Here is a 22,985-nt window from a genome sequence, read left to right as displayed (position 1 = left end):
CGGAATGTCTCGAGCGTACCAAGTCGAGGCCGCGGATCACGACCCTGCGGGTCCCGATCCGGACGGCTTTTCGAGCATCGGCGACCGCGTAGCACACGTGCCTGACCTCCGCCCGGGGACCGAGGTCCCTTCCCCCTATGACCTGTGCGTCCTGCCGCCGGGAGCGGCACCCGCCGACTGCGCGGTGCGCTGTCCGCGACCGCTGCGGATCAATCCTCGGCGTCGCTCTCGTCCGCTTCCGTGCCGGGCACGCCCAGCTCGGCCGCCCGCTTGTCCGCCATCGCGAGGAGGCGACGGATGCGCCCGGCGACGGCGTCCTTCGTCATCGGCGGATCGGCCAGGCGCCCGAGCTCCTCGAGGCTCGCCTGGCGATGCTCGATGCGCAGGCGCCCGGCGACGCGCAGGTGCTCCGGGACGTCCTCGCCGAGGATCTCGAGCGCGCGCTCGACCCGGGCCCCGGCCGCCACGGCGGCGCGGGCGCTGCGCCGCAGGTTCGCATCGTCGAAGTTCGCCAGCCGGTGGGCGGTGGCCCGCACTTCCCGGCGGGTGCGGCGGTCCTCCCACGTGGCCAGCGCACGGGAGGCCCCCATGGCGCCGAGCAGGCGCCCGATGGCCTCGCCGTCGCGCAGCACGACGCGGTCCGCGCCGCGCGCCTCCCGCGCCTTCGACGCCGCCCCGAGACGGCGGGCCGCACCGACCATCGCGAGCGCCACCTCCGGTCCCGGGCAGGTCAGCTCGAGCGCGGCGCTGCGGCCCGGCTCCGTGAGCGAGCCGCGGGCCAGGAAGGCTCCGCGCCAGGCGGCCGCCGCGTCGACCGCGGCGCCGCCGACGACCGCGGGCGGCATGCCGCGCACGGGTCGGCCACGGGCGTCCAGCAGACCGCTCTGGCGGGCGAGCGACGCGCCGTCCTCGACGACGCGCACGACGTAGCGGGCGCCGCGCCGGATGCCGCCGGGCGCCACCACCATCACCTCGCTGCGGTGGCCGTAGACCTCGGCGATCGCGGCCCGGAGACGGCGCGCGGCCGCCGGATGGTCCAGATCCGCCTCGATCATGACGCGTCCGGCCTGCAGGTGCAGGCCGCCGGCGAAGCGCAGCATCGCCGCGACCTCCGCCTTGCGGCACGACGGGCGAGCGATATCCAGGTGCGCCAGCTCCTCCTTGGCATCACCGGTCAGAGCCATCGTCCGCCCCCTTCTGTCCATCGGATCCTGCGGGAGCACGCGGCGGACGGGGCCCGGGCTCCGCTTCCGGGACATCGCCGAAGGCGCCGTCGAAGACGTCACGATACGCCGCCGCAAGACGGACCGGGTCGTGCTCGGGCCTGCCGCGGCCCACCGAGACCTGGCGCAGGAGCGTCGGGATGCCCCGGCGCGCGGCGTGCTCGGCCAGCTCGAAGCTGTCGCTCTGCAGGGTCGGGTCCGCGATGAGCGCATCAAAACGGGTGGTGCCGGCGTGCTCCAGCAGCACGTCCAGGAGCTCGCTCGAGCCCATGCCCTCGGTCTCCCCCACCCCCGCGGAGAGGTTCATCGTGATGCACCGCCGCGCGGGGCTGGTCCGGATCGCCTCGGCGAGCTCCGGCACTATAAGGTGCGGGATCACCGAGGTGTACCAGGAGCCGGGGCCGATGATGATCCAGTCCGCGCCGCCGATCGCCTCGAGGACCTCCTGCGGCACGCGCGGGCGGTCCGGCAGCAGGCGCAGCGAGGAGACGGTGCCGCGCTCGACGGCCACCTCCGCCTGACCGCGCACCGTGCGCTGGGTGCCGTCGGCGTCGCGCACGACGGCCTCGATGTCGAGGGGCTCGAGCGCCATCGGCAGGACCCGGCCACGGGCCCCGAGCAGCTCCCCCACCTTGTCCAGGCCTGCGATCGGGTCGCCGAGGATCTGCCAGAGGGAGACGATCAGCAGGTTGCCGAGCGCATGCCCGTCGAGGTCGCCGTCCGTGTGGAAGCGGTGCTGGACCACGTCGCGCCAGACGGCGCCCCAGTCCGAGTCCTCGCACAGCGCCGCGAGCGCCATGCGCAGGTCGCCGGGCGGGAGGACGGGCATCTCATCGCGGATGCGGCCGGAGGAGCCGCCGTTGTCCGCGACCGTCACCACGGCGGTGAGCTCGTCGGCCAGGTGCCTCAGGGCCCGCAGGTTCGCGGCGAGCCCATGCCCGCCGCCGAGCGCGACGACGGACAGGCCGCGCGCCGTGCCGAGCGCCGCATAGGGCGTGGACGGGCGCGGCCGCGGGTGCCCGCGCCGCGGCGGACCCCCCGTGCTCCCGCGGGCCGGTCGGCTCCCTGCGCTCCCGGCCGCGCTCATTCGCGCCCCAGGTCGCGATGGCGGATCCGCACGGGCGCGCCGGTGCGGCGCAGCTCCTCGCCGATGCGCTCGGCGACGGCCACGCTGCGGTGCTTGCCGCCCGTGCAGCCGATCGCCAGCGTCGTGAAGTGCTTGTTCTCCTGCCGGTAGCCGCGCAGCACGGGCAGGATCATCTCGACGTACCGGGCCACGAACTCCTGGGCGTTGGGGTCCCCGAGCACGGCCGAGGCCACGGCCTCGTCCGTGCCGCGGAGCGGGCGCAGCTCGGGCACCCAGTACGGATTGGGGATGAAGCGCACGTCGGAGACGTGATCGGCCTCGAGCGGGACGCCGTACTTGAAGCCGAAGGACATCACCGTGACCGAGAGCTCCTGCTCCTGCGCGGTCCCGAACAGCGTGCGCATCTTCATCGTCAGTTGGTGGACGTTCAGCGCGCTCGTGTCGATGACGACGTCGGCGAGACGCCGGTACGGCGCCATGAGCTCCCGCTCGCGCCGGATCCCCTCGAGGACGCCCTCGTCCCGCTGCAGCGGATGCGGGCGCCGCACCGAGTCGAAGCGCCGGACCAGCGTGGACTCGTCGGCGTCCAGGAGCACCAGACGAGGGCGCAGCTCGGCCTCGCGCAGCTCCTGGACCACATCGGAGAGCTCGGAGAACAGGGGGCCGGAGCGGGCGTCGACGACCACGGCGAATCGCGGGGTCGCGCCCTCGGCCTGCGCCTGCAGGTCGTACAGCGTCCGGATCAGCTGCGGGGCGATGTTGTAGACGACGTACCAGCCGAGGTCCTCGAGGGCATGCGCCGCGGTCTCGCGACCCGCTCCCGCGAGCCCCGTGATGATGATGATCTCGCCGGGTTCCGTCGAGGTCGCTGCTGCGCTCACCTGCGGGTCCTCCGTTCTCCGGGTGCGGCCGGGTCGCGCCCGATGTCAGTCCAGGATCTCGCCCGTGGCCATGTCGACCGCCGGTGCGGGCGCCTCGGATTGTAGTGCCGCGGCGATCTGCTGAGCGAGCGCGGGCCCGATGCCGGGCACCTCCTCCAGCTCGTCGATGCTCGCCTCCCGGATGGCCTTGACGGTCACGAAGCGGTCCAGGAGCGCGCGCCGCCGGGCGGGGCCGAGCCCCGGCACCGCGTCGAGGGCGCTCTCGTGCATCGCCCGACCGCGCTTGGAGCGGTGGTACGTGATGGCGAAGCGGTGCGCCTCGTCGCGCAGGCGCTGCACGAGGAACAGGGCCTCGCTCGTGCGCGGCAGGATCACGGGGTGCTCCTCCCCCGGAAGCCAGATCTCCTCGAGGCGCTTGGCGATGCCCGCCAGGGCCACGTCCGTGACCCCGAGCTCGTCCATCGCCCGCTGCGCCGCGGCCACCTGCGGCGGACCGCCGTCGACGAGGATCAGCGAGGGCGGGTAGGCGAAGCGGCGGGCGTCCTCGTCGGAGACCTCGGGCGGGTCGAGGTGCTTGGCCAGGCGCCGGGAGATGACGTCGTGCATCGACGCCGTGTCATCCCGGGCCGCCTCGCCGTGCACGGCGTAGCGCCGGTACTCGGACTTGCGCGGCAGCCCGTCCTCGAACACGACCTGGGAACCGACGACGTTCGTCCCCTGGGAATGGGAGATGTCGAAGCACTCGATCCGCAGCGGCGGCTCCGCCAGGCCGAGCGCCTCGCCGAGGTCCTCGAGCGCCTTCGAGCGCGCCGTGAGATCCCCGGCCCGTCGCAGCCGGTGCAGGCGCAGGGACTCCTCGGCGTTCTTGGCGACGGTCTCCAGCAGCTCCTTCTTCTCGCCGCGCTGCGGGACCCGCAGGTCCACGCCGGGGCCGAGGAGGGCGCGCACGTCCTCGACGTGCGAAGGCATCTGCGGGACCAGGACCTCGTGCGGGACCGCGGAGGCGCCGGGCTCGCCGCTGCCCGGGTCGATCGCGGCGGCATCGGCATAGAGCGTGGCGATCGCGCGCTCGATGAGGTCGGCGGGGCTGGACTCGTCGAGGATCTCGGCGGTCCAGCCGCGCTGGCCGCGGATGCGTCCGCCGCGGACGTGGAACACCTGCACGGCGGCCTCGAGGTCGTCCTGGGCCAGCGCGATGAGGTCCGCGTCGGTCGAGTCCGACAGGACGACGGAGTTGCGCTCCATCACCTTGGTGAGCGCCGCGAGGTCGTCCCGCAGCCGGGCCGCGGTCTCGAAGTCGAGGGCGGCGGAGGCCTCCCGCATCCGCCGCTCGATCTCCTTGGTGTACCGGGCCGTGTTACCGGCCATGAAGTCGCAGAAGCGCTCGGCCAGGACACGGTGGTCGGCCTCCGAGATCGCCCCGGTGCACGGCGCCGAGCACTTGTCGATGAAGCCGAGCAGGCAGGGGCGCCCGGACCGCTCCGCCCGTCGGAACACGCCCGCGCTGCAGGTCCGCACCGGGAACACCCGCAGCAGCAGGTCGAGGGTCTCGCGGATCGCCCACACGTGCGTGTACGGCCCGAAGTAGCGGTCGCCCTTGAGCTTGGCGCGGCGGGTGACGTGGATCCGCGGGTAGCGCTCGGCCATGGTCACCGCGAGGTACGGGTAGGACTTGTCGTCGCGGAACTTGACGTTGAACCGCGGGTCGAACTCCTTGATCCAGGTGTACTCGAGCGTGAGGGCCTCGACCTCGCTCGAGACGACCGTCCACTCCACGGAGCTCGCGCTCGTGACCATGCGGCGCGTGCGCGGGTGCAGGTTCGCGACGTCCTGGAAGTAGTTGGACAGCCGCGAGCGCAGGCTCTTGGCCTTTCCCACGTAGATCACGCGGCCGTCGGCGTCCCGGAAGCGGTAGACGCCCGGCGAGGCCGGGATCGTCCCGGGCGCGGGTCGGTAGGTCGCCGGATCCGCCATCGTCAGCCCTTGGCCGCGCGGCCCGCCCTCGCCGCACGGGACGAGGACGAGTGCGGCGATGTCGGGTCCGAGCCGCCCTGCCGCGCGCCGGGCGTCCGCGCCGTGCCCGCGAGCATCGGCGCTAGGAAGCGCCCCGTGTGGGACGCGGTGACCGCGGCGACCTCCTCCGGGGTGCCCGTCGCGACCACGGCGCCGCCGCCGTCGCCGCCCTCGGGGCCGAGGTCGATCACGTGGTCGGCGCTCTTGATGACGTCGAGGTTGTGCTCGATGACGATGACCGTGTTGCCCTTGTCGACGAGCCCCTGCAGGACGTCGAGCAGCTTGCGGACGTCCTCGAAGTGCAGGCCCGTGGTGGGCTCGTCGAGCACGTAGATGGTGCGTCCGGCCGAGCGCTTGTGCAGCTCGGAGGCGAGCTTGACGCGCTGGGCCTCGCCGCCGGAGAGCGTGGGGGCGCTCTGGCCCAGGCGCACATAGCCCAGGCCCACATCGCACAGGGTCCGCAGCTGGCGGTGGATCGCGGGGACGGCCTCGAAGAAGTCGACCGCCTCCTCGATCGGCATGTCGAGGACCTCAGCCACGTTCTTTCCCTTGAAGTGCACCTCGAGGGTCTCGCGGTTGTAGCGCGCCCCCTGGCACACCTCGCACTGGACGTACACGTCCGGCAGGAAGTTCATCTCGATCTTGATGGTGCCGTCGCCCGAGCACGCCTCGCAGCGCCCGCCCTTGACGTTGAAGGAGAAGCGCCCGGCCTTGTAGCCGCGGACCTTCGCCTCCGAGGTCTGCGCGAACAGGGTGCGGATCCGGTCCCAGACGCCGGTGTAGGTCGCGGGGTTGGACCGCGGGGTGCGGCCGATGGGCGACTGGTCGACGTGGACCACCTTGTCGAGGTGCTCGAGGCCGTCGACCCGCTTGTGCCGGCCGGGGACCACGCGCGCCCGGTTCAGGTCGCGGGCGAGCACCTTGTAGAGGATGTCGTTGACGAGCGTCGACTTCCCCGATCCTGACACGCCGGTGACGGCCGTGAGGGTCCCCAGCGGGAAGGAGACCTCCATCCCCTTGAGGTTGTTCTCCCGGGCCCCCAGCACCGTGAGCGCGCGCTCGGGGTCGATGGGGCGCCGCACGGGCGGCACCGGGATCGACAGGGCGCCGGAGAGGTAGCGGCCCGTGAGCGACTCCGGGTTCTCCTTCAGGCCCTCGACGCTGCCGGAGTGGACCACCTGCCCGCCGTGCTCGCCGGCCCGGGGACCGATGTCCACCACCCAGTCCGCGGCGTTGAGGGTGTCCTCGTCGTGCTCGACGACGATCAGGGTGTTGCCCAGGTCCCGCAGGCGCGTGAGCGTCCCGATGAGCCGCTCGTTGTCGCGCTGGTGCAGGCCGATCGAGGGCTCGTCGAGCACGTAGAGCACGCCCACGAGCCCGGAGCCGATCTGGGTGGCCAGGCGGATGCGCTGGGCCTCGCCGCCCGAGAGCGTCGCGGCCGCGCGCCCGAGGTTCAGGTAGTCCAGGCCGACGTCGAGCAGGAAGCCCAGGCGCGCCTGGATCTCCCGCAGCACCTCCGCGGCGATCTGGGCCTCGCGGACGCCGAGCTCGAGACCGCCCAGGTACTCCGCCGCGGCCGCCAGCGACATGTCGCACACCTCGGCGATGCTGCACCCGCCGACGGTGACCGCGAGGATCTCCGGCCGCAGACGAGTGCCGTGGCACGCGGGGCACGGGACCTCGCGCATGAACTGCTCGTAGCGCTCCTTGGCCCAGTCCGACTCGGTGTCCTCGTGGCGGCGCTGGAGGTAGTGCAGCACGCCCTCGAAGCCGGTGGAGTACGTGCGCTCGCGTCCGAAGCGGTTGCGGTAGCGGACGTGGACCTTGTGGTCCTTGCCGTTGAGCAGCGCCTCCTTGGCGCGCTCGGGCAGGGCCCGCCACGGCGTGTCCATCGAGAAGGCGAGGTCCTCGGCGAGGCCCTGCATCACCTGCTGGTGGTAGTCGGCATGGCCCATCGTCCACGGGGCGATCGCGCCCTCGGCGAGGGTGAGGTCCTCGTCGGGGATCACGAGCTCGGGATCGACCTCGAGCCGCATGCCGATGCCGGTGCACTCGGGGCAGGCGCCGTAGGGGGCGTTGAAGGAGAAGGAGCGCGGCTCGATGTCGTCGAGCGCGAGCGGGTGATCGTTCGGGCACGCGCGCTTCTCGGAGAAGCGGCGCTCGCGGTCCGGGGCGTCCTCGTCGCGGTCGACGAAGTCGATGATCAGCAGGCCGTCGGCCAGCCGCAGGCCCGTCTCGACGGAGTCGGTGAGGCGGCGCCGCGCATCGGGCTTGGCGGCCAGGCGGTCGATGACCACTTCGATCGTGTGCTTGAACTTCTTGTCGAGCGCGATCTCCTCGTCGAGGCGGCGCACCTGGCCGTCCACGCGGGCGCGGGCGTAGCCCTGCGAGCGGAGCGAGGAGAGGAGGTCGGCGTGCTCGCCCTTGCGGCCGCGGACCACGGGGGCGAGGACCTGGAAGCGGGTGCCCTCGTCGAGGCCCAGCAGCACGTCGACGATCTGCTGCGGGGACTGGCTCGCGACCACCTCGCCGCAGACCGGGCAGTGCTGGGTGCCGGTGCGGGAGAACAGCAGGCGCAGGTAGTCGTAGATCTCGGTGATCGTGCCGACGGTCGAGCGCGGATTGCGGTTGGTGGACTTCTGGTCGATGGAGACCGCGGGGCTCAGGCCCTCGATGAAGTCGACCGCGGGCTTGTCCATCTGCCCGAGGAACTGGCGCGCGTACGCGGACAGGGACTCGACGTACCGTCGCTGCCCCTCCGCGAAGATGGTGTCGAAGGCCAGGGACGACTTCCCCGAGCCGGAGAGGCCCGAGAACACGACCAGGCGGTCGCGCGGGATCTCGATGTCGACGTTCTTCAGATTGTGCTCGCGTGCTCCGCGGACGACCAGGGTTTCACTCACCGCGCCATCCTAAGAGGCCGGTCCGACGAACGACCGTGAGCGATGCGACGCCTCCGCGCTCGGCGAACATGAGCGCGCCCCCAGGCATGGCATCCTGACAGCATGAGCACCGATGAGTCCTCGTACACCGGGTCGGTCGCGGCGGGCGGTCCCGCCGCCGTACGGCCCCTGTCCACCCTCGTGATCCGCAAGGCGTCGGTGGGCCCGATGGACAACAACGCCTACCTCCTCACCTGCCGCGTCTCGGGCGCACAGCTGCTGATCGACGCGGCCGCGGACCCCGACCGCCTCATGCGGCTGGTCCGGGAGGGGTCGACCGAGAGCCGGCTCGACACGGTCGTGACGACGCACAGCCACCACGACCACATCGGCGCCCTCGGTGCGCTGCTGCGGACGACCGGAGCGCGCGCGGCGGCCGGCGCCGACGACATCGCGGCGATCGAGGAGCAGGTGCCCGTGGACATCGACACGGCCCTCCGCAACGGCGACGTGATCCGCGTCGGCGTCCACGACCTGGAGGTCATCGGCCTGCGCGGCCACACCCCCGGGTCCGTCGCCCTCCTGTTCCGCGGCGGCGAGGACGGCGACCACCTGTTCACCGGCGACTCCCTGTTCCCTGGCGGCGTCGGGGCCACGCGCGGCGACCGCGAGCGCTTCCGGCAGCTGCTGGACGATGTGGAGCAGCGGATCTTCGATCGTCTCGGCGACGCGTGCTGGGTCTACCCCGGGCACGGGGACGACACGACGCTCGGCGCGGAGCGGCCGCATCTGCAGGAGTGGCGCGAGCGCGGCTGGTGAGCGCAGCGCCCGACCTGCGGATCCTCGCGTCCGGGCGGAGCTGCGAATGTGCGAGGACCCCTCGGACCTGCCGGACGAGCCCTTCAACGTGGCGGAACACTACCCATATAGGTATTGTTTTGACATGACGTATCGAGATGAGCTGCGTGAGATCGCCATGGGCAATCACGGCTTCGTCACGACGCGGCAGGCCGTCGCCGCCGGCGTCCCGTCCGCCGAACTGCCCAAGCTGGCTCAGCACGCGGGTCTCGAATCCGTCTCCTACGGCCTGTACCGCTTCACCGATCTCCCCGCGGAGGAGAACGATCAAGCGGCCGAGGCCGTCCTCCGCGCCGGGCACGGCGCCTATCTCTACGGTGAATCGGTCCTCGCCCTTCACGGCGGGCTGGCCGATGTGAATCCCGACCGTGTGCTCGTCGCCGTGCACCGCCGGGTGCGCCGCGACCTCCCCTCATTCATGAGCATCGTCCAGGGATCCCCTGACGATGTGATCACGGTGTACGACGGCATCCCGTCCCAGGACGTCGCGGGCGCCCTCCTCGCGAGCCGGAACCGCATCGGGGATCAGCGCCTGCGAAGCGCCGCCGACCGGGCGCGAGCCGAGGGCCTCCTCACAGCGCGCGAGTTCGCGCGCCTCCGCGAAAGGCTGACGGAATGAGCTGGACCGATACCCCGCCGCATCGACGATCGCTCGAGCAGCGTCTCCGCAACACAGCGGGTGACGGCAGGGCATTCACCCGAGTGCGCACCACCATGGCCTTGGTCGTCGTGAGCCAGATGCTCCCGGACGGTGCGGTCAAGGGTGGCACCGCGATGGCATTCCGACTCGGCATGAGGGCCCGATTCACGCGCGATCTCGGCGCCGGCGGCATCATGTCGCTCGAGACGTTCACGGCGGACCTCGAGGATGCTCTCGCGAGCGGATGGGCCGGCTTCACAGGGCGTCTCATCGCCCTCGCCCCGCCCGCTCCACGAGGCGTCCCCGATGCCTATGTCATGCGGCCGTTCGATGTGAATCTCTCGTATCAGGGCCAGTCCTGGTGCACCATCCGCTTCGAGCTCGGACAGATCGAGATCCCCGATGCCGAGGCCACCACGGCCGTGATCGCTCCCGAGCTCGTCGCGCTCTTCACCGATGTCGGGCTTCCCGCGCCGAACGCAGTCCCGGTTCTCGCGGCAGAGCACCAGATCGCGCAGAAGCTCCACGCCGTCTCGTCACCCGGGAGCGACCGTGCTCGCGACCCCGTGGATCTGCAGCTCCTCGTGCGCTCTGACGGCCTCGACCCGGCACGAGCGGCAGAGATCTGTCGGCGGACCTTCGCGTTCCGACGGTCGCAGCCCTGGCCGCCCGCCATCGAGGCCCGGCCATCCTGGCGGGAGCTGTACGCCGCAGCCGCCGAGGGACTCCCCGTTCTGCCGACGGTCGAGGAGGCCGTCGTCTGGGTGAACGATCTCATCACCACGATCGACACCGCGTCGGCGGAGCGCCCTCGGAAGTCTTCCTAGAATGCGCTCCGTTCCCCACGACCTGCGGATCCTCGCGCGCGGACGCGACGGCCGCGCGGTCCTCGCGCTGCCGGGCGATGACGGCCGACCCGTCGGCATCGAGCACATGGACCTCGACGAGCTGCCCGGGCGCCTCGCCGCGGTCGAGCGCGCGGAGCACCCGCGCTGGGTCTGGTCCGACGCCCGCGACCACCTCCCCCGCCTGCTCGCTGCCGGGGTGACGGTCGAGCGGTGCCACGACCTGCGACTGGTCCACCAGATCCTCGTCCATGCGGCATCCGTGCCCTCCGACGACCGCGCCGCTCTCCTGGCCGCGGCCGCGTGGGCGGTGCCCATTGCCGAGGCGACGGCTCCCGAGCAGGAGGGCGCAGCCGCGCTGTTCGACCTCGAGGCGACCGGTCGGCCCGACCAGGTCCCCGCCGACCTCGACGAGACGTGCGCCGAGCTGTCCCGCCAGCTGCGCGCGATCGACGGCGCGCAGGATCCCTCGCGTCTGCGCCTCCTGGCGGCCGCCGAGTCGTCCGGAGCGATCATCGCGTGCGAGCTGCGTGCGGCGGGGATCCCCTGGGACGTCGCCGAGCACGAGCGCATCCTCGTCGAGCACCTCGGCCCGCGCCCCAGCCCCGGCGCGGCGCCCGCCCGCATGGCCGAGCTCGCCGCCGAGGTCCGCGAGGCACTGGGCGATCCGCTGCTCTCCCTCGATTCACCGCCGCGACTCCTGCGCGCCCTGCACCGCGCGGGTATTGACGTCTCCTCCACCTCGAAGTGGGAGCTGGAGGGGATTGACCATCCCGCGATCGCCCCGCTGCTCGCCTACAAGCGGCTCTCGCGCCTGCTCACCGCGAACGGCTGGGCATGGATCGGCGGATGGGTGCGCGACGGGCGCTACCGGCCCGTCTACGTGCCCGGCGGCGTCGTCACCGGGCGCTGGGCATCCTCCGGCGGCGGCGCGCTGCAGATCCCGCGCCTCCTGCGCCCGGCCCTGCGCGCCGATCCCGGATGGACCCTGGTCTCGGCCGACGTCTCGCAGCTCGAGCCCCGCGTCCTCGCCGCCATGTCCCGGGACGGGGAGATGGCCCGTGCCGGCCGCGGCACCGATCTGTACGCCGGGATCGTCGCGGCGGGCGTCGTGGCCACGCGCCAGGAGGCCAAGGTCGGCGTCCTCGGCGCCCTCTACGGCGGGACCAGCGGGGACAGCGGCCGGATCGTCCCGCGCCTGCGGGAGGTGTTCCCCGACGCCATGCGCCTGGTCGACCGGGCCGCGGAGATCGGGGAGGTCGGCGGCACGGTCTCGACCTGGCTGGGACGCTCGACTCCCCCGGCCGACGAGCGCTGGAGCGCCGCCCAGCGCGCCGCCCACCAGGTCGATGCAACGAGCACCGAGCAGGAGCGCGCCCGGCGCTCCGCCCGCGACCGCGGGCGCTTCACCCGCAACTTCATCGTCCAGGGCACCGCGGCCGAGTGGGCGCTGGCCTGGATGGCGCTGCTGCGCCAGGAGCTCGCCGCCTTCGAGCCCGTCGCGCCGGAACTGGCCGCCTCCGGGTCCGGGCCGCTGTTCTCCCGCCGCGCCCACCTCGCGTTCTTCCTCCACGACGAGGTGATCGTGCACGCGCCGCTGTCCCAGGCCGAGGCCGCCGCCGCGGCGATCCGGGACGCGGCCGATCAGGCCGGGCGCCTGCTCTTCCCCGGCACCGAGGTCGACTTCCCGCTGGACCTCGCGATCCGCGAACGGGCCGTCAAGGACTGAGGACGCACGAGGACTGCGTGCCCACGGGCTCGGAAGCGCCGGGGCTCAGGCCCCGCCCTGCACCTGCCGCAGCTCCTTCTTGAGCTCCCCGATCTCGTCGCGCAGCCGCGCGGCGACCTCGAACTGGAGGTTCTCGGCCGCCTGGTGCATCTGCGCGGTCATCTCGTCGATCATGCCGCTCAGGGCACCGACCGGGTCGTCCCCGAGGTCCACGGTGCGCGAGCCGACGTTGTCGAGCACCTGCGCGCGCGCCCGGTCGCGCGCCACGCGCTCCTTGCCGGAGCGGTAGTCGGTCGCCAGCAGGGTCTCGGTGTCGATGTCCTCGCGGGCGAGCATGTCGGTGACGTCCGCGATCTTCTTGCGCAGCGGCGTCGGGTCGATCCCGTGCTCGGTGTTGTAGGCGATCTGCTTCTCGCGGCGCCGGTTGGTCTCGTCGATCGCCTCGCGCATCGAGTCGGTGATCCGGTCGGCGTACATGTGCACCTGACCCGACACATTGCGGGCCGCGCGGCCGATCGTCTGGATGAGCGAGGTGCGCGAGCGCAGGAATCCCTCCTTGTCGGCGTCGAGGATCGCCACCAGCGATACCTCGGGCAGGTCGAGGCCCTCGCGCAGGAGGTTGATGCCCACCAGCACGTCGTATTCGCCCAGGCGCAGGGAGCGCAGCAGTTCCACGCGGCGCAGCGTGTCGACGTCGGAGTGCAGGTACTGCACGCGCACGCCGTTGTCGAGCAGGTAGTCCGTGAGGTCCTCCGCCATCCTCTTGGTCAGCGTGGTGACGAGCACCCGCTCGTCCTTGGCGACGCGATCCTCGATCTCCGCCCGCAGATCGTCGATCTGCCCCTTCACGGGCTTGACGATCACCTCCGGGTCCACGAGGCCGGTGGGACGGATGATCTGCTCGACCACGCCGTCGGAGCGCTCGAGCTCGTACTGCGCGGGCGTGGCCGAGAGGTACACGGTCTGGCCCACGCGCTCGGTGAACTCCGAGAAGGTCAGGGGCCGGTTGTCGAGCGCCGACGGCAGGCGGAAGCCGAAGTCCACCAGGGTGCGCTTGCGCGAGCGGTCCCCCTCGTACATCGCCCCGATCTGCGGGACCGTCACATGGGACTCGTCGAGGACCAGCAGGAAGTCCTCCGGGAAGTAGTCCAGGAGCGTGTTCGGCGGCGTCCCGGGGCCGCGGCCGTCGAGGTGGCGCGAGTAGTTCTCGACGCCGTTGGTGGTCCCCATCTGCCGCAGCATCTCGAGGTCGTGGGTGGTGCGCATCCGCAGGCGCTGGGCCTCCAGCAGCTTGTTCTGGCTCTCGAGCTCCGTGAGGCGCTCGCCGAGCTCCTTCTCGATCGAGTCGATCGCGCGGGCCAGGCGCTCGGGCCCGGCGACGTAGTGGGAGGCCGGGAAGATGTGGATCTGCTCCTCCTGACGGATCACCTCGCCCGTGACCGGATGCAGCGTGTACAGCGCGTCGATCTCGTCGCCGAAGAACTCGATGCGGATCGCGAGCTCCTCGTACATCGGGATGATCTCGACCGTGTCGCCGCGCACGCGGAACGTGCCGCGGACGAACGCGGTGTCGTTGCGGTCGTACTGCATGTCCACGAAGCGGCGCAGGAGATCATCGCGGTCCACCTGGTCGCCGACCTTCAGCAGCTCCATCCGGTCGACGTACTCCTGCGGCGTGCCGAGGCCGAAGATGCAGCTCACGGAGGCGACCACCACGGTGTCGCGCCGGGTCAGCAGCGAGTTCGTCGCGCTGTGGCGCAGGCGCTCGACCTCCGCGTTGATGGCCGAGTCCTTCTCGATGTACGTGTCCGACTGCGGGACGTACGCCTCCGGCTGGTAGTAGTCGTAGTAGGAGACGAAGTACTCGACGGCGTTGTGCGGCAGCAGCTCGCGGAACTCGCTCGCCAGCTGGGCCGCGAGCGTCTTGTTGTGCGCCATGACCAGCGTGGGCCGCTGCAGGCGCTCGATGAGCCACGCGGTGGTCGCGCTCTTGCCCGTGCCGGTCGCGCCGAGCAGCACCACGTCCTGCTCCCCCGCGTCGATCCGCCGCGCGAGCTCGTCGATCGCGGCGGGCTGGTCCCCGGAGGGCTGGTACTCGGAGACCACCTCGAAGGGGATCGACGTGCGGGGGATATCGGCGACCGGTCGCATGTCCCCGAGCCTACGGCCACCGTCCGACGGACGACGATGCAGGCGGGCGCGGCACCTCGGCAGCGGCGCGCTGGGACGCCAGCGCGCGCGCTCGCTCGAGCATCCGGAGCGCGCGCTGGGCGAGCACCTCGCGGCCGGTCGTGTTCAGGATCAGCAGGTCGCAGCGGCGGATCCGCTCGAGGTCAGTCACCTGCGCCGCGAGGATCGACTCGACGTACTCCCGGGTCCGCCCGCGGTCCCGGACCACCCGGTCGATGCGGTCCTCCCGGCGGGCCAGCACCCCCACCACGGCGCCGTACCGCTGCTCCTGCCCGGTCTCGAGCAGCAGCGGGCTGTCATGGACCACGAGCGGCTCCCCCGCCTTGAGCGCCGCGCGCTCCTGGTCGGCGACGGCCTCGTGCACGCGCGGGAGCACGATCTGCTCGAGATCGGCCCGCGCCCCCGGGTCCGCGAACACGATCCGGGCCATCCGCACCCGGTCGACGGTCCCGCCCGGCGTGCGCAGCTCCTCGCCGAAGCGGGCGATCGCCTCCTCGACCCCGTCGCCGGGGACGTCGAGCACCGCTCGCGAGCAGGCGTCCAGGTCGATGACGCGCACGCCCTCCCGGCGCCACAGCGCGGCCACGGTCGACTTCCCCGAGCCGATGCCGCCCGTCAGCCCGATCCGCAGGCACGGCGCCCCCGCCGGAGGAGGCGTCGGAGAGGGCGGAGGCGCGAAACAGGAGGCGTGGGTCACGAGAAGAGTCTAGAGAGCGCGCCCGGGGTAAAAAACGGACCAAGACCTCCCCAGGATCCTCACCATCGTCTGTCCGCGGGCGGAGTTCGACCGTAGGTTCATTCCCAGTCGATGACCGACTCGCCGCCCGGGCCCGCACCTTCGCTTCCGGACGGCGTCCGCCACCGTAGAGCGAAGGGATTCCTCGATCCCGGGCTGGAGACGATCCTCATGAGCATGTTCCCCACCACTGCTTCCGCTCCCGTCAATCGCCGTGCGCTGTTCGCCCTCGGCGGCGTGTCGCTGGCCGGCCTCGCCATCGGCGCGGCTCCCGAGGCCGACGCCGCCGTCACCGGCACCGTCAACCGCGGCGGCATCGTGTCGACCGCCCGCGGCGGCATCGGCGTCCGCTACCGCCGCGGCGGCACCTCCCGCAGCGGCTGGGACTGCTCCGGCTTCACCCGCTGGGTCTACAGCCAGCACGGCGTGAACCTCCCCCGCACCTCCTCGGCCCAGCGCCGCGCCGGCCGCGTCGTCTCGCGCTCGGCCGCTCAGCCCGGCGACCTCGTCTGCTGGTCCGGCCACGTCGGCATCTACGCCGGTGGCAACCACGTCATCGACGCGGGCAACCGCCGCACCAACACCTCGCAGCGCAAGATCTGGGGCCGTCCCCGCTTCGTGCGCATCGGCGGCTGATCTCCGCGGTCCTCGGCATCACGACCCGGTCCCCTGCGCAGGGGACCGGGTCGTCGCCGTCTGCGATGCTGACCTGCTCCCATGACACCTGACCAGCTCCTCGTCACCAACGACTTCCTGCGGGCCCTCGATCTCATCGGCGTGGTCGTGATGGGCATCACCGGGGGCGCCCTCGCGGGACGCCTCCGCTTCGATGCGGTCGGGTACGCCGTCATCGGCATCGTCTCCGGCCTCGGCGGCGGCATCCTCCGCGACCTGATCCTCGACCACGGGGTCCCGGCCGCCTTCTCCGGCCCCTGGTACCTCGTCTGCGCCCTCGCAGGCGCCGGCTTCTCCTACCTCGTGCGGGCGCAGGGCCGGACCTGGCACCGGGCGATGACCGGGATGGACTGCCTCGCCCTGGGGCTGTGGGCCGCCACCGGGACCGCGAAGTCGATCGACGCCGGCCTGGACACGCTGCCCGCGCTGCTGCTGGGCGTCCTGTCCGCCGTGGGCGGCGGCGCGCTCCGCGACCTGCTCGTGGGCCGCATCCCCGGGATCTTCGGCGGTAATCCCCTGTACGCCACGAGCGCGCTCGTGACCGCGATCGCGACCTGGCTCGTCCTGCTCCTCGACCTGCCGTCGTGGACGATCATCGGCGCTGTCGCCCTCGGCTCGGGCCTTGCGATCCTCGCGGTGTGGCGCAGCTGGGGACTCCCCCAGCACCAGGAGTGGCAGGTCACGCTGTCGGCCTCGCAGATGAAGGCCTTCGTGCGGCGCGTGCGCAGCTCCGAGCGTCACCGCATCCGGACCGAGACCGGCGCCATCCCGGTGGTCACCGGCTCCCATGCGCCCACCGAGGAGGAGATCGCCGCGGAGGAGCGGGACGATCTCGCCGACGACGCCGCCGGCACCGATGACTCCGCGGACGACTACCTGCAGGCGCCCGAGGGTTCGGGCCAGGGCGTCCTCGACCCCGGTATGGGGCGCGACAGCGCCGACCCCGCCGAGGAGCGCTGAGCGTCACTGGCGGCGGTCAGATCGCCGGAGAGGCGGACGCTGCGGAACGTTCCACGGGCTGGATCAGCGATCCCGCTCGATCGCGTCCAGCACGGCGAGGACATGTTCGAGGGCGATCTGTCCCGGTGCCGACGCACGTCCGAGCGCGGCGAACGTCGCACAGCTCCCGAACGAGCGGCCCGACAGGCGCGTCACCGCTCCGAGCGACCCCATCGCGATGGCGACGAGCGGGCCTGCGGAGCCGCCCGCCGCGACGGTGCTCGCACGCAGCAGGCGGATCACGTCCTCCGGCTCCTGCGGCATGACGGCGAGCTTGGCGACATCAGCTCCGGTCCCCCGCAGAGCCGCGATGATCGCGAGCATCTCCTCGCTGCCCGGTGTCCCTGCGAAGTCATGATGCGAGGCGATCACGCGGACGCCCCGACCCCGCGCCTCCGCGATGGCCTCCGAGGCGTCGAGACCCTCGCGGAGCGCCTCGATGTCGACCAGATCCGCACCGCGACAGGTGATCACCGAGCGCACCAGAGCCAGCGCGGCTGACGGATCGTGATCGCGCATCCCCCCTTGCTCGGCGCTGCGGCAGGTGACGAGCAGGGCGATGTCGCCGCCGTCCTGACGCGCGCCGCGCAGCCGGGCACGGACGCCGGGGAGGGCCGAGAGGATCGCGGCACGGTGCGCATCATCGGCCAGCTGCGGCGCATAGGCGTCGAGGCGCCATTCGAGGATGTCAATACGCTTCCCCGCCGCCTCCTGCAGCGCACTGGCGAGCTCGTCGTCGTCGGTGGCGACGATCGGGACGATCACCGCGGTGCGAGCGCCGCCCAGGACCACCGGACCGGCGGGGACGGAACGGGGCCCGATCGGCTCAGTCATCGTTCGTGATCGCCGCGTACGCCGCCAGCAGGAGCGCCGGGTCCGGACCTTCCAGCCGAGCCGGACGGCCTATCCGGTCGAGCACGACGAATCGGAGCAGGCCGGCCCGTGTCTTCTTGTCCCTCCGGATCGTGTCCTCGAGCTTGGGCCACTGCCGTCCCCGGTAGGTGACCGGGAGGCCGAGCGAGGTGAGGACCTGTCGGTGCCGGTCCACCTCCTGCTCGCTGAGCCGCCCGGCGAGGTGCGAGAGCTCGGCGGCGAACATCATGCCGACCGATACTGCGGCACCGTGCCGCCACCGGTAGCGCTCATTGCGCTCGATCGCGTGGGCAAGGGTGTGCCCGTAGTTCAAGAACTCCCGACGACCGCCATCAGATTCCCTTAGGTCCGCTGACACGACCTCCGCCTTGACGCGGACGGCCCGCTCGACGACCTCTCGGAATCCGCTGCTGCGGACATCCAGGACGCTGGCCGGGTCGGCCTCGACGATCTCGAGGATCCGCTCGTCGGCGATCAGGCCCGCCTTCACGGCCTCGGCGAGCCCCGCGGCGACATCGTGCCCCCCGAGCCCGCCGAGCACGCCCAGATCCGCGACCACGGCCACCGGGGGATGGAACGCGCCGACCAGGTTCTTTCCCTCGGAGGTGTTGATGCCGGTCTTCCCGCCGACGGCCGCGTCCACGATCGCGGCGACGGTGGTCGGGACCTGCAGGATGTCCACGCCGCGGAGCCAGGTCGCGGCCACGAATCCGGCCAGGTCGGTCGCGGCGCCACCGCCCAGCCCGATGACGAGATCGCGCCGCCCGATCCCGGCCTGTCCGCACACCTGCCACAGGAAGCCCGCGACCTGTGCGGTCTTCGCCTCCTCGCCGTCGGGAACCTCCGCGAGGAACGCCTCCCGACCGCCCTCCGCGATCACCTCGCGCAGGCGCTCGCCGACGTCGCGCAGAGGCGCCTGGTGGACGATCAGCACGCGGTGGGCGGACGCGGGGATGCGCGCCGTGATCTCTGCATCGAGTCCCCGACCGATGAGAACGGGGTATCCCCCCGTCGGTGTCGCGACGTCGATCACGGTGGGTTCAGTCATCGTTCTTGCTCCTGGGTCTGGGAGGGACAGCTGTCCGGATGCGCGAGGCTGCCATGGGCCAGCAACGCACGGATGCGCGCGGCGACCTCGGCAGCGGTCCCGTCACCTGCATCGACGGTGTGCCGAGCGAGCGCCCGGTACGCGGGCATTCTCGCAGCGCTGATGGAGGCCCATCGGGCGAGGGGGTCATCGCCCGCGATGAGAGGCCGTCCGGACCCGCCATGCAGTCGTCGACCGGCGATGGCCGGGTCGATCTCGAGGAGCACGACCGGGCGGCCAGAGAGAGCGGCGGCGCTGATCGGCACCAGAGGTGCACCGCCACCGAGGGAGAGGACTCCCGTGTGCTCGGACAGCAGCTCGGTCAGGACCTCGGCTTCGAGAGCCCGGAATCCGTCCTCACCGTCTGTGGCGAAGAGCTCCGGGATGCTCCGTCCACTGCGCGCGACGATCTCATGGTCGAGATCACGGAAGCCGACATCGCAGAGGCGGGCGAGCTCGCGCCCGACGCTCGTCTTGCCCGACGCCATAGGGCCGATGAGGATCGCGAGCGGCCCGTCGGACGCCCCCGTCATCGCCCCAGGTTCCGGCGTATCTCGGGGACGCTGTCGCCCCCGGACTTCTCGAGCAGCGCGTCCGCGAGCACGAGGGCGACGACGGCCTCGGCGATCACGGCGGCGGGAGCGACGGCGCACACGTCCGAGCGCTGGTGGTTGGCGGTCATGGCCTCGCCGCTGGCGACATCGACGGTGCGCAGGGCGCGCGGGACCGTCGAGATCGGCTTGAGGGCGCCGCGCACCCGCAGCACCTGGCCGTTGCTGATGCCGCCCTCGATGCCGCCGGCGCGGTTGCTGGCGCGGGTCGTGGGGACGGGACCGCCGGTGGCGCCGGGATCGCCCGCGCCGGCGGGGAGGATCTCGTCGTGGGCCGCGGAGCCGCGGGAGGCGGCCTGCGCGAAGCCGTCGCCGATCTCGACACCCTTCATGGCCTGGATGGACATGACCGCCTGGGCGAGCCGACCGTCGAGGCGGCGATCCCACTGCGTGTGGGAGCCGAGACCGACCGGGACCCCGTAGGCGAGGACCTCGACGACGCCGCCGAGCGTGTCGCCGTCCTTCTGGCAGGCGTCGACCTCGGCGACCATCGCGGCCGAGGTGGCGGGGTCGAAGCAGCGCAGGGGGTCGGCGTCGAGGGCCGCGACGTCCTCCGGGGTGGGCAGGGGCGTGCCGTCCGGGACGCGGACCGGGCCGACGGCGAGCGAGTGGGAGACCAGGCGGATGCCCGCGGTCTGCTCGAGGAGGGCGGCGGCGATCGCCCCGGCCACGACGCGCGCCGCGGTCTCGCGGGCGCTCGCGCGCTCGAGCACCGGGCGGGCCTCCTCGAGGCCGTACTTGATCATGCCGGCCAGGTCCGCGTGCCCGGGGCGGGGCCGCGTGAGCGGACGGTTGCGGGCGATCTCCCGCTCGTCGCCCGTCCCGGCGTCCACCAGCAGGTCCTCCCGGTCGACCGGATCGGCCGCCATGACCTTCTCCCACTTGGGCCATTCGCTGTTGGCGATCTCGACCGCGATCGGCGAGCCCATCGTGACGCCGTGGCGGACACCGGAGACGATGCGCACGACGTCCTGCTCGAACTTCTGGCGAGCGCCCCGTCCGTGGCCGAGGCGGCGCCGCGCCAGATGCGCGCGCAGATCCTCGGTGGTCAGGGCGATGCCGGCGGGCACGCCGTCGAGCAGGGCGATGAGGGAGGAGCCGTGGGATTCCCCGGCAGTGAGCCATCGGAGCATGCGCTCATCCTCCCATGGGCCCCCGGTCGGCCCCGGGGGCGTCTCACCGCGCCGTCAGTCCTCGTCGAGCTCCTCGGACTCGAGCGGCCGCAGGCGCTCGACGAGCTCGACGACGTCGGCGATCGAGTCGAGGGTGAGCGTCGGCCGGTAGGGGTAGCGCACGATGTCCTCGCGGCGGGTCGAGCCGGTCAGGACCAGGATCGACCGCAGCCCCGCCTCGAGTCCCGAGCGGACATCGGTGTCCATGCGGTCGCCGATCATGATGGTGGACTCCGAGTGCGCATCGATCCGGTTCAGCGCCGTGCGCATCATCAGCGGATTGGGCTTGCCCACGTAGTACGGGGAGATGCCGGTGGCGGCCGTGATCATGGCGGCGACCGCGCCCGTCGCGGGCAGCGGCCCCTGCTGGCTGGGTCCGGTGACGTCGGGATTGGTCGCGATGAACTTCGCGCCCCGGCCGATGAGGCGGATGGCCCGCGTGATCGCCTCGAACGAGTAGGTGCGCGTCTCCCCCAGGACGACGAACTCGACGTCGTCGTCGTCCGCCAGCACGAAGCCGGCCTCGTGCATGGCGCTGGTCAGCCCCGCCTCGCCGATCACGTAGGCGCTCGAGGCCGGCGACTGCTCGGCGAGGAACCGGGCCGTGGCCATCGCGCTCGTCCAGATCGCGCCCTCCGGCAGCTCGACGCCGCCGCGCGCCAGGCGCGCCCGCAGGTCGCGCGGCGTGAAGATCGAGTTGTTGGTGAGCACGAGGAAGCGCCGGCCGCAGCGCTCGAGGGCGGAGATAAACTCCGCGGCCCCCGGCAGGGCCTGCTGCTCGTGGACGAGGACGCCGTCCATGTCGGTCAGCCAGGTCTCGATGGGTCGCAGGTCGATGCTCGTGTCCATGCCCTCAGTGTGCCTCATCCCGAGCAGTGCGCCGCGGATCTCCCGCGCACGACGACGGGGCGCCGTCCACGGATGGACGACGCCCCGTCGCGGGGTGACCCCGGAGGGGTCGGGCCTGCAGGATCAGGCGTTGCCGGTGAGCTTCTCGCGCAGGGCGGCGAGAGCCTCGTCGGAGGCCAGCGTGCCCTCGTCCGAGGAGCTCGACTGGTACGAGGTCTGCGCCGGGGCGGAGCTCGAGGACGACGAGGACGCGCCGGTGGAGGCGGACTCCTCGTCGGCCTTGATGGCCTCGGCGACCTGCGCCTTGTGCTGGGTCCAGCGCTCGTAGGCCTTGGCGTACTCCGCCTCCCACTCCTCGCGCTGGGCCTCGTAGCCCTCGAGCCACTCGTTAGTCTCCGGGTCGAAGCCCTCGGGGTACTTGTACTCGCCCTTGGCGTCGTACTCCGCGGCCATGCCGTAGAGCGCCGGGTCGAACGTGGTGTCGTCGCCCTCGGGGTCGACGCCGTCGTTGGCCTGCTTGAGCGACAGCGAGATGCGGCGACGCTCGAGGTCGATGTCGATGACCTTGACGAAGACGTCCTGGTCGACGGTGACGACCTGCTCGGGCAGATCCACGTGGCGCTGCGCCAGCTCGGAGATGTGCACGAGGCCCTCGATGCCGTCCTCGACGCGGACGAACGCGCCGAACGGGACGAGCTTGGTGACCTTGCCGGGCACGACCTGGCCGATGGCGTGGGTCCGGGCGAACAGCTGCCACGGATCCTCCTGGGTCGCCTTCAGCGACAGGGAGACGCGCTCGCGGTCCATGTCGACGTCCAGGACCTCGACCTTGACGGGGAGACCGACCTCGACGACCTCGCTCGGGTGGTCGATGTGCTTCCACGACAGCTCGGACACGTGGACGAGGCCGTCCACGCCGCCGAGGTCGACGAACGCGCCGAAGTTGACGATCGAGGAGACGACGCCCTCGCGGACCTGGCCCTTCTGGAGGGTCTGGAGGAAGTCGGAGCGGACCGCCGACTGGGTCTCCTCGAGGTACGCACGGCGGGACAAAACCACGTTGTTGCGGTTCTTGTCGAGCTCGATGATCTTGGCCTCGATCTCCTGGCCCACGTAGGGCTGGAGGTCGCGGACGCGGCGCATCTCCACGAGGGAGGCCGGGAGGAAGCCGCGCAGGCCGATGTCGACGATGAGGCCGCCCTTGACGACCTCGATGACGGTGCCGGTGACGACGCCCTCGTTCTCCTTGATCTGCTCGATCGTGCCCCAGGCGCGCTCGTACTGGGCGCGCTTCTTGGACAGGATCAGGCGACCCTCCTTGTCCTCCTTCTGGAGGACGAGGGCCTCGACCTCGTCGCCGACGCCGACGATCTCGCCGGGGTCCACGTCGTGCTTGATGGACAGCTCGCGCGAGGGGATGACGCCCTCGGTCTTGTAGCCGATGTCGAGGAGGACCTCGTCTCGGTCGACCTTCACCACGGTGCCCTCGACGATGTCGCCATCGTTGAAGTACTTGATGGTCGAATCGATCGCGGCCATGAGGTCATCGGCGGAGCCGATGTCGTTGATGGCGATCTGGGGCGTCGAAGAGGGGGTCACGCTGGTCATGTAGGTAGGAACTCCGTCGGGACAGGT

Annotated in this window: 19 protein-coding genes; 6 read left to right on the top strand and 13 right to left on the bottom strand. The window is 72.0% G+C overall.

The annotated features are described in order from the left end of the window. Positions 1-209: 209 nt before the first annotated feature. Genes whiA through uvrA form a run of 5 tightly spaced genes read right to left on the bottom strand, consistent with a single transcriptional unit; the run spans position 210 to position 8,107 of the window. Complete coding sequence (gene whiA / locus FM110_RS11255) at positions 210-1,184, bottom strand: DNA-binding protein WhiA (protein WP_087104852.1); 975 nt, start codon at positions 1,182-1,184, stop codon at positions 210-212. Next, positions 1,168-2,310, bottom strand: coding sequence for a gluconeogenesis factor YvcK family protein (locus FM110_RS11250; RefSeq protein WP_087104851.1), 1,143 nt, complete (start codon positions 2,308-2,310; stop codon positions 1,168-1,170). Before FM110_RS11250 ends, whiA begins: the two co-directional genes overlap by 17 nt. After that, positions 2,307-3,191: an RNase adapter RapZ gene (rapZ, locus tag FM110_RS11245; RefSeq protein WP_087104850.1), complete on the bottom strand. Its 885-nt coding sequence runs from the start codon at positions 3,189-3,191 to the stop codon at positions 2,307-2,309. Before rapZ ends, FM110_RS11250 begins: the two co-directional genes overlap by 4 nt. A gap of 45 nt (positions 3,192-3,236) precedes the next feature. Then, positions 3,237-5,165 carry an excinuclease ABC subunit UvrC gene (gene uvrC / locus FM110_RS11240; RefSeq protein ID WP_087104849.1) on the bottom strand — a complete coding sequence of 643 codons (1,929 nt, stop codon included), beginning with the start codon at positions 5,163-5,165 and terminating at the stop codon, positions 3,237-3,239. A 2-nt stretch (positions 5,166-5,167) separates the two neighbouring features. Then, positions 5,168-8,107: an excinuclease ABC subunit UvrA gene (uvrA, locus tag FM110_RS11235; protein ID WP_087104848.1), complete on the bottom strand. Its 2,940-nt coding sequence runs from the start codon at positions 8,105-8,107 to the stop codon at positions 5,168-5,170. Positions 8,108-8,209: 102 nt separating this feature from the next. On the opposite strand from uvrA, the gene FM110_RS11230 reads away from it, so the two are divergent. The 4 genes from FM110_RS11230 (at position 8,210) to FM110_RS11215 (ending at position 12,158) form a co-directional block, all read left to right on the top strand. Continuing rightward, positions 8,210-8,905, top strand: a complete 696-nt coding sequence (locus FM110_RS11230) for an MBL fold metallo-hydrolase (RefSeq protein WP_087104847.1) — start codon at positions 8,210-8,212, stop codon at positions 8,903-8,905. A 46-nt stretch (positions 8,906-8,951) separates the two neighbouring features. Then, on the top strand, positions 8,952-9,563 hold the full coding sequence (locus tag FM110_RS11225; RefSeq protein ID WP_234992332.1) for a hypothetical protein: 612 nt from the start codon (positions 8,952-8,954) through the stop codon (positions 9,561-9,563). Between the two features lie 119 nt (positions 9,564-9,682). Next, positions 9,683-10,411 carry a nucleotidyl transferase AbiEii/AbiGii toxin family protein gene (locus FM110_RS11220; protein ID WP_234992385.1) on the top strand — a complete coding sequence of 243 codons (729 nt, stop codon included), beginning with the start codon at positions 9,683-9,685 and terminating at the stop codon, positions 10,409-10,411. Position 10,412: 1 nt separating this feature from the next. After that, positions 10,413-12,158 (top strand): bifunctional 3'-5' exonuclease/DNA polymerase, encoded by a 1,746-nt coding sequence (locus FM110_RS11215; RefSeq protein ID WP_087104844.1) that lies wholly within the window; start codon positions 10,413-10,415, stop codon positions 12,156-12,158. 45 nt (positions 12,159-12,203) lie between these two features. On the opposite strand, the gene uvrB is transcribed toward FM110_RS11215, so the two are convergent. Beyond that, a complete protein-coding gene (uvrB, locus tag FM110_RS11210; protein WP_087104843.1) occupies positions 12,204-14,309 on the bottom strand; it encodes an excinuclease ABC subunit UvrB in 2,106 nt (701 codons plus the stop codon). A 10-nt stretch (positions 14,310-14,319) separates the two neighbouring features. Continuing rightward, positions 14,320-15,045, bottom strand: coding sequence for a dephospho-CoA kinase (coaE, locus tag FM110_RS11205; protein WP_234992330.1), 726 nt, complete (start codon positions 15,043-15,045; stop codon positions 14,320-14,322). 210 nt (positions 15,046-15,255) lie between these two features. Here coaE and FM110_RS14900 point away from each other — a divergent pair, with 210 nt between their 5' ends. Beyond that, entirely contained in the window at positions 15,256-15,720 is a 465-nt protein-coding gene (locus FM110_RS14900; RefSeq protein ID WP_327230786.1) for a C40 family peptidase, read from the top strand. A gap of 81 nt (positions 15,721-15,801) precedes the next feature. Further along, the gene (locus FM110_RS11195; RefSeq protein ID WP_087104841.1) at positions 15,802-16,719 is read left to right on the top strand and encodes a trimeric intracellular cation channel family protein; all 918 of its coding nucleotides are present in this window, start codon (positions 15,802-15,804) and stop codon (positions 16,717-16,719) included. 63 nt (positions 16,720-16,782) lie between these two features. Here FM110_RS11195 and aroD read toward each other — a convergent pair whose 3' ends face one another. The 6 genes from aroD to rpsA form a co-directional block, all read right to left on the bottom strand. After that, entirely contained in the window at positions 16,783-17,592 is an 810-nt protein-coding gene (gene aroD / locus FM110_RS11190) for a type I 3-dehydroquinate dehydratase (RefSeq protein WP_087104840.1), read from the bottom strand. Continuing rightward, on the bottom strand, positions 17,585-18,679 hold the full coding sequence (gene aroB / locus FM110_RS11185) for a 3-dehydroquinate synthase (RefSeq protein ID WP_087104839.1): 1,095 nt from the start codon (positions 18,677-18,679) through the stop codon (positions 17,585-17,587). Before aroB ends, aroD begins: the two co-directional genes overlap by 8 nt. Next, the gene (locus tag FM110_RS11180; protein ID WP_087104838.1) at positions 18,676-19,251 is read right to left on the bottom strand and encodes a shikimate kinase; all 576 of its coding nucleotides are present in this window, start codon (positions 19,249-19,251) and stop codon (positions 18,676-18,678) included. Before FM110_RS11180 ends, aroB begins: the two co-directional genes overlap by 4 nt. Next, entirely contained in the window at positions 19,248-20,462 is a 1,215-nt protein-coding gene (aroC, locus tag FM110_RS11175) for a chorismate synthase (RefSeq protein WP_087104837.1), read from the bottom strand. The genes FM110_RS11180 and aroC overlap by 4 nt, the downstream gene beginning before the upstream one ends. 54 nt (positions 20,463-20,516) lie before the next feature. Then, complete coding sequence (locus FM110_RS11170; RefSeq protein ID WP_087104836.1) at positions 20,517-21,350, bottom strand: HAD-IIA family hydrolase; 834 nt, start codon at positions 21,348-21,350, stop codon at positions 20,517-20,519. A 123-nt stretch (positions 21,351-21,473) separates the two neighbouring features. Then, positions 21,474-22,958, bottom strand: a complete 1,485-nt coding sequence (rpsA, locus tag FM110_RS11165) for a 30S ribosomal protein S1 (RefSeq protein ID WP_159458066.1) — start codon at positions 22,956-22,958, stop codon at positions 21,474-21,476. Positions 22,959-22,985: the final 27 nt, after the last annotated feature.

This window comes from Brachybacterium nesterenkovii, assembly GCF_900163655.1.
GTDB lineage: Bacteria > Actinomycetota > Actinomycetes > Actinomycetales > Dermabacteraceae > Brachybacterium > Brachybacterium nesterenkovii.
Note: the sequence above shows the minus strand (reverse complement) of the source record. Positions and strands in the feature narration are given on the sequence as shown.

Excerpts from the sequence above, each read along its gene's own strand:
- aroC (WP_087104837.1), bottom strand. The coding sequence starts at position 20,462 with ATGCTCCGATGGCTCACTGCCGGGGAATCCCACGGCTCCTCCCTCATC.
- FM110_RS11215 (WP_087104844.1), top strand. The coding sequence starts at position 10,413 with ATGCGCTCCGTTCCCCACGACCTGCGGATCCTCGCGCGCGGACGCGAC.
- FM110_RS11170 (WP_087104836.1), bottom strand. The coding sequence starts at position 21,350 with ATGGACACGAGCATCGACCTGCGACCCATCGAGACCTGGCTGACCGAC.
- uvrB (WP_087104843.1), bottom strand. The coding sequence starts at position 14,309 with ATGCGACCGGTCGCCGATATCCCCCGCACGTCGATCCCCTTCGAGGTG.
- aroB (WP_087104839.1), bottom strand. The coding sequence starts at position 18,679 with ATGACTGAACCCACCGTGATCGACGTCGCGACACCGACGGGGGGATAC.
- rpsA (WP_159458066.1), bottom strand. The coding sequence starts at position 22,958 with ATGACCAGCGTGACCCCCTCTTCGACGCCCCAGATCGCCATCAACGAC.
- FM110_RS11230 (WP_087104847.1), top strand. The coding sequence starts at position 8,210 with ATGAGCACCGATGAGTCCTCGTACACCGGGTCGGTCGCGGCGGGCGGT.
- whiA (WP_087104852.1), bottom strand. The coding sequence starts at position 1,184 with ATGGCTCTGACCGGTGATGCCAAGGAGGAGCTGGCGCACCTGGATATC.
- FM110_RS11250 (WP_087104851.1), bottom strand. The coding sequence starts at position 2,310 with ATGAGCGCGGCCGGGAGCGCAGGGAGCCGACCGGCCCGCGGGAGCACG.
- FM110_RS11220 (WP_234992385.1), top strand. The coding sequence starts at position 9,683 with ATGCTCCCGGACGGTGCGGTCAAGGGTGGCACCGCGATGGCATTCCGA.
- FM110_RS11180 (WP_087104838.1), bottom strand. The coding sequence starts at position 19,251 with ATGACGGGGGCGTCCGACGGGCCGCTCGCGATCCTCATCGGCCCTATG.
- FM110_RS11195 (WP_087104841.1), top strand. The coding sequence starts at position 15,802 with ATGACACCTGACCAGCTCCTCGTCACCAACGACTTCCTGCGGGCCCTC.
- FM110_RS14900 (WP_327230786.1), top strand. The coding sequence starts at position 15,256 with ATGAGCATGTTCCCCACCACTGCTTCCGCTCCCGTCAATCGCCGTGCG.
- uvrC (WP_087104849.1), bottom strand. The coding sequence starts at position 5,165 with ATGGCGGATCCGGCGACCTACCGACCCGCGCCCGGGACGATCCCGGCC.
- aroD (WP_087104840.1), bottom strand. The coding sequence starts at position 17,592 with ATGACTGAGCCGATCGGGCCCCGTTCCGTCCCCGCCGGTCCGGTGGTC.
- FM110_RS11225 (WP_234992332.1), top strand. The coding sequence starts at position 8,952 with ATGTGCGAGGACCCCTCGGACCTGCCGGACGAGCCCTTCAACGTGGCG.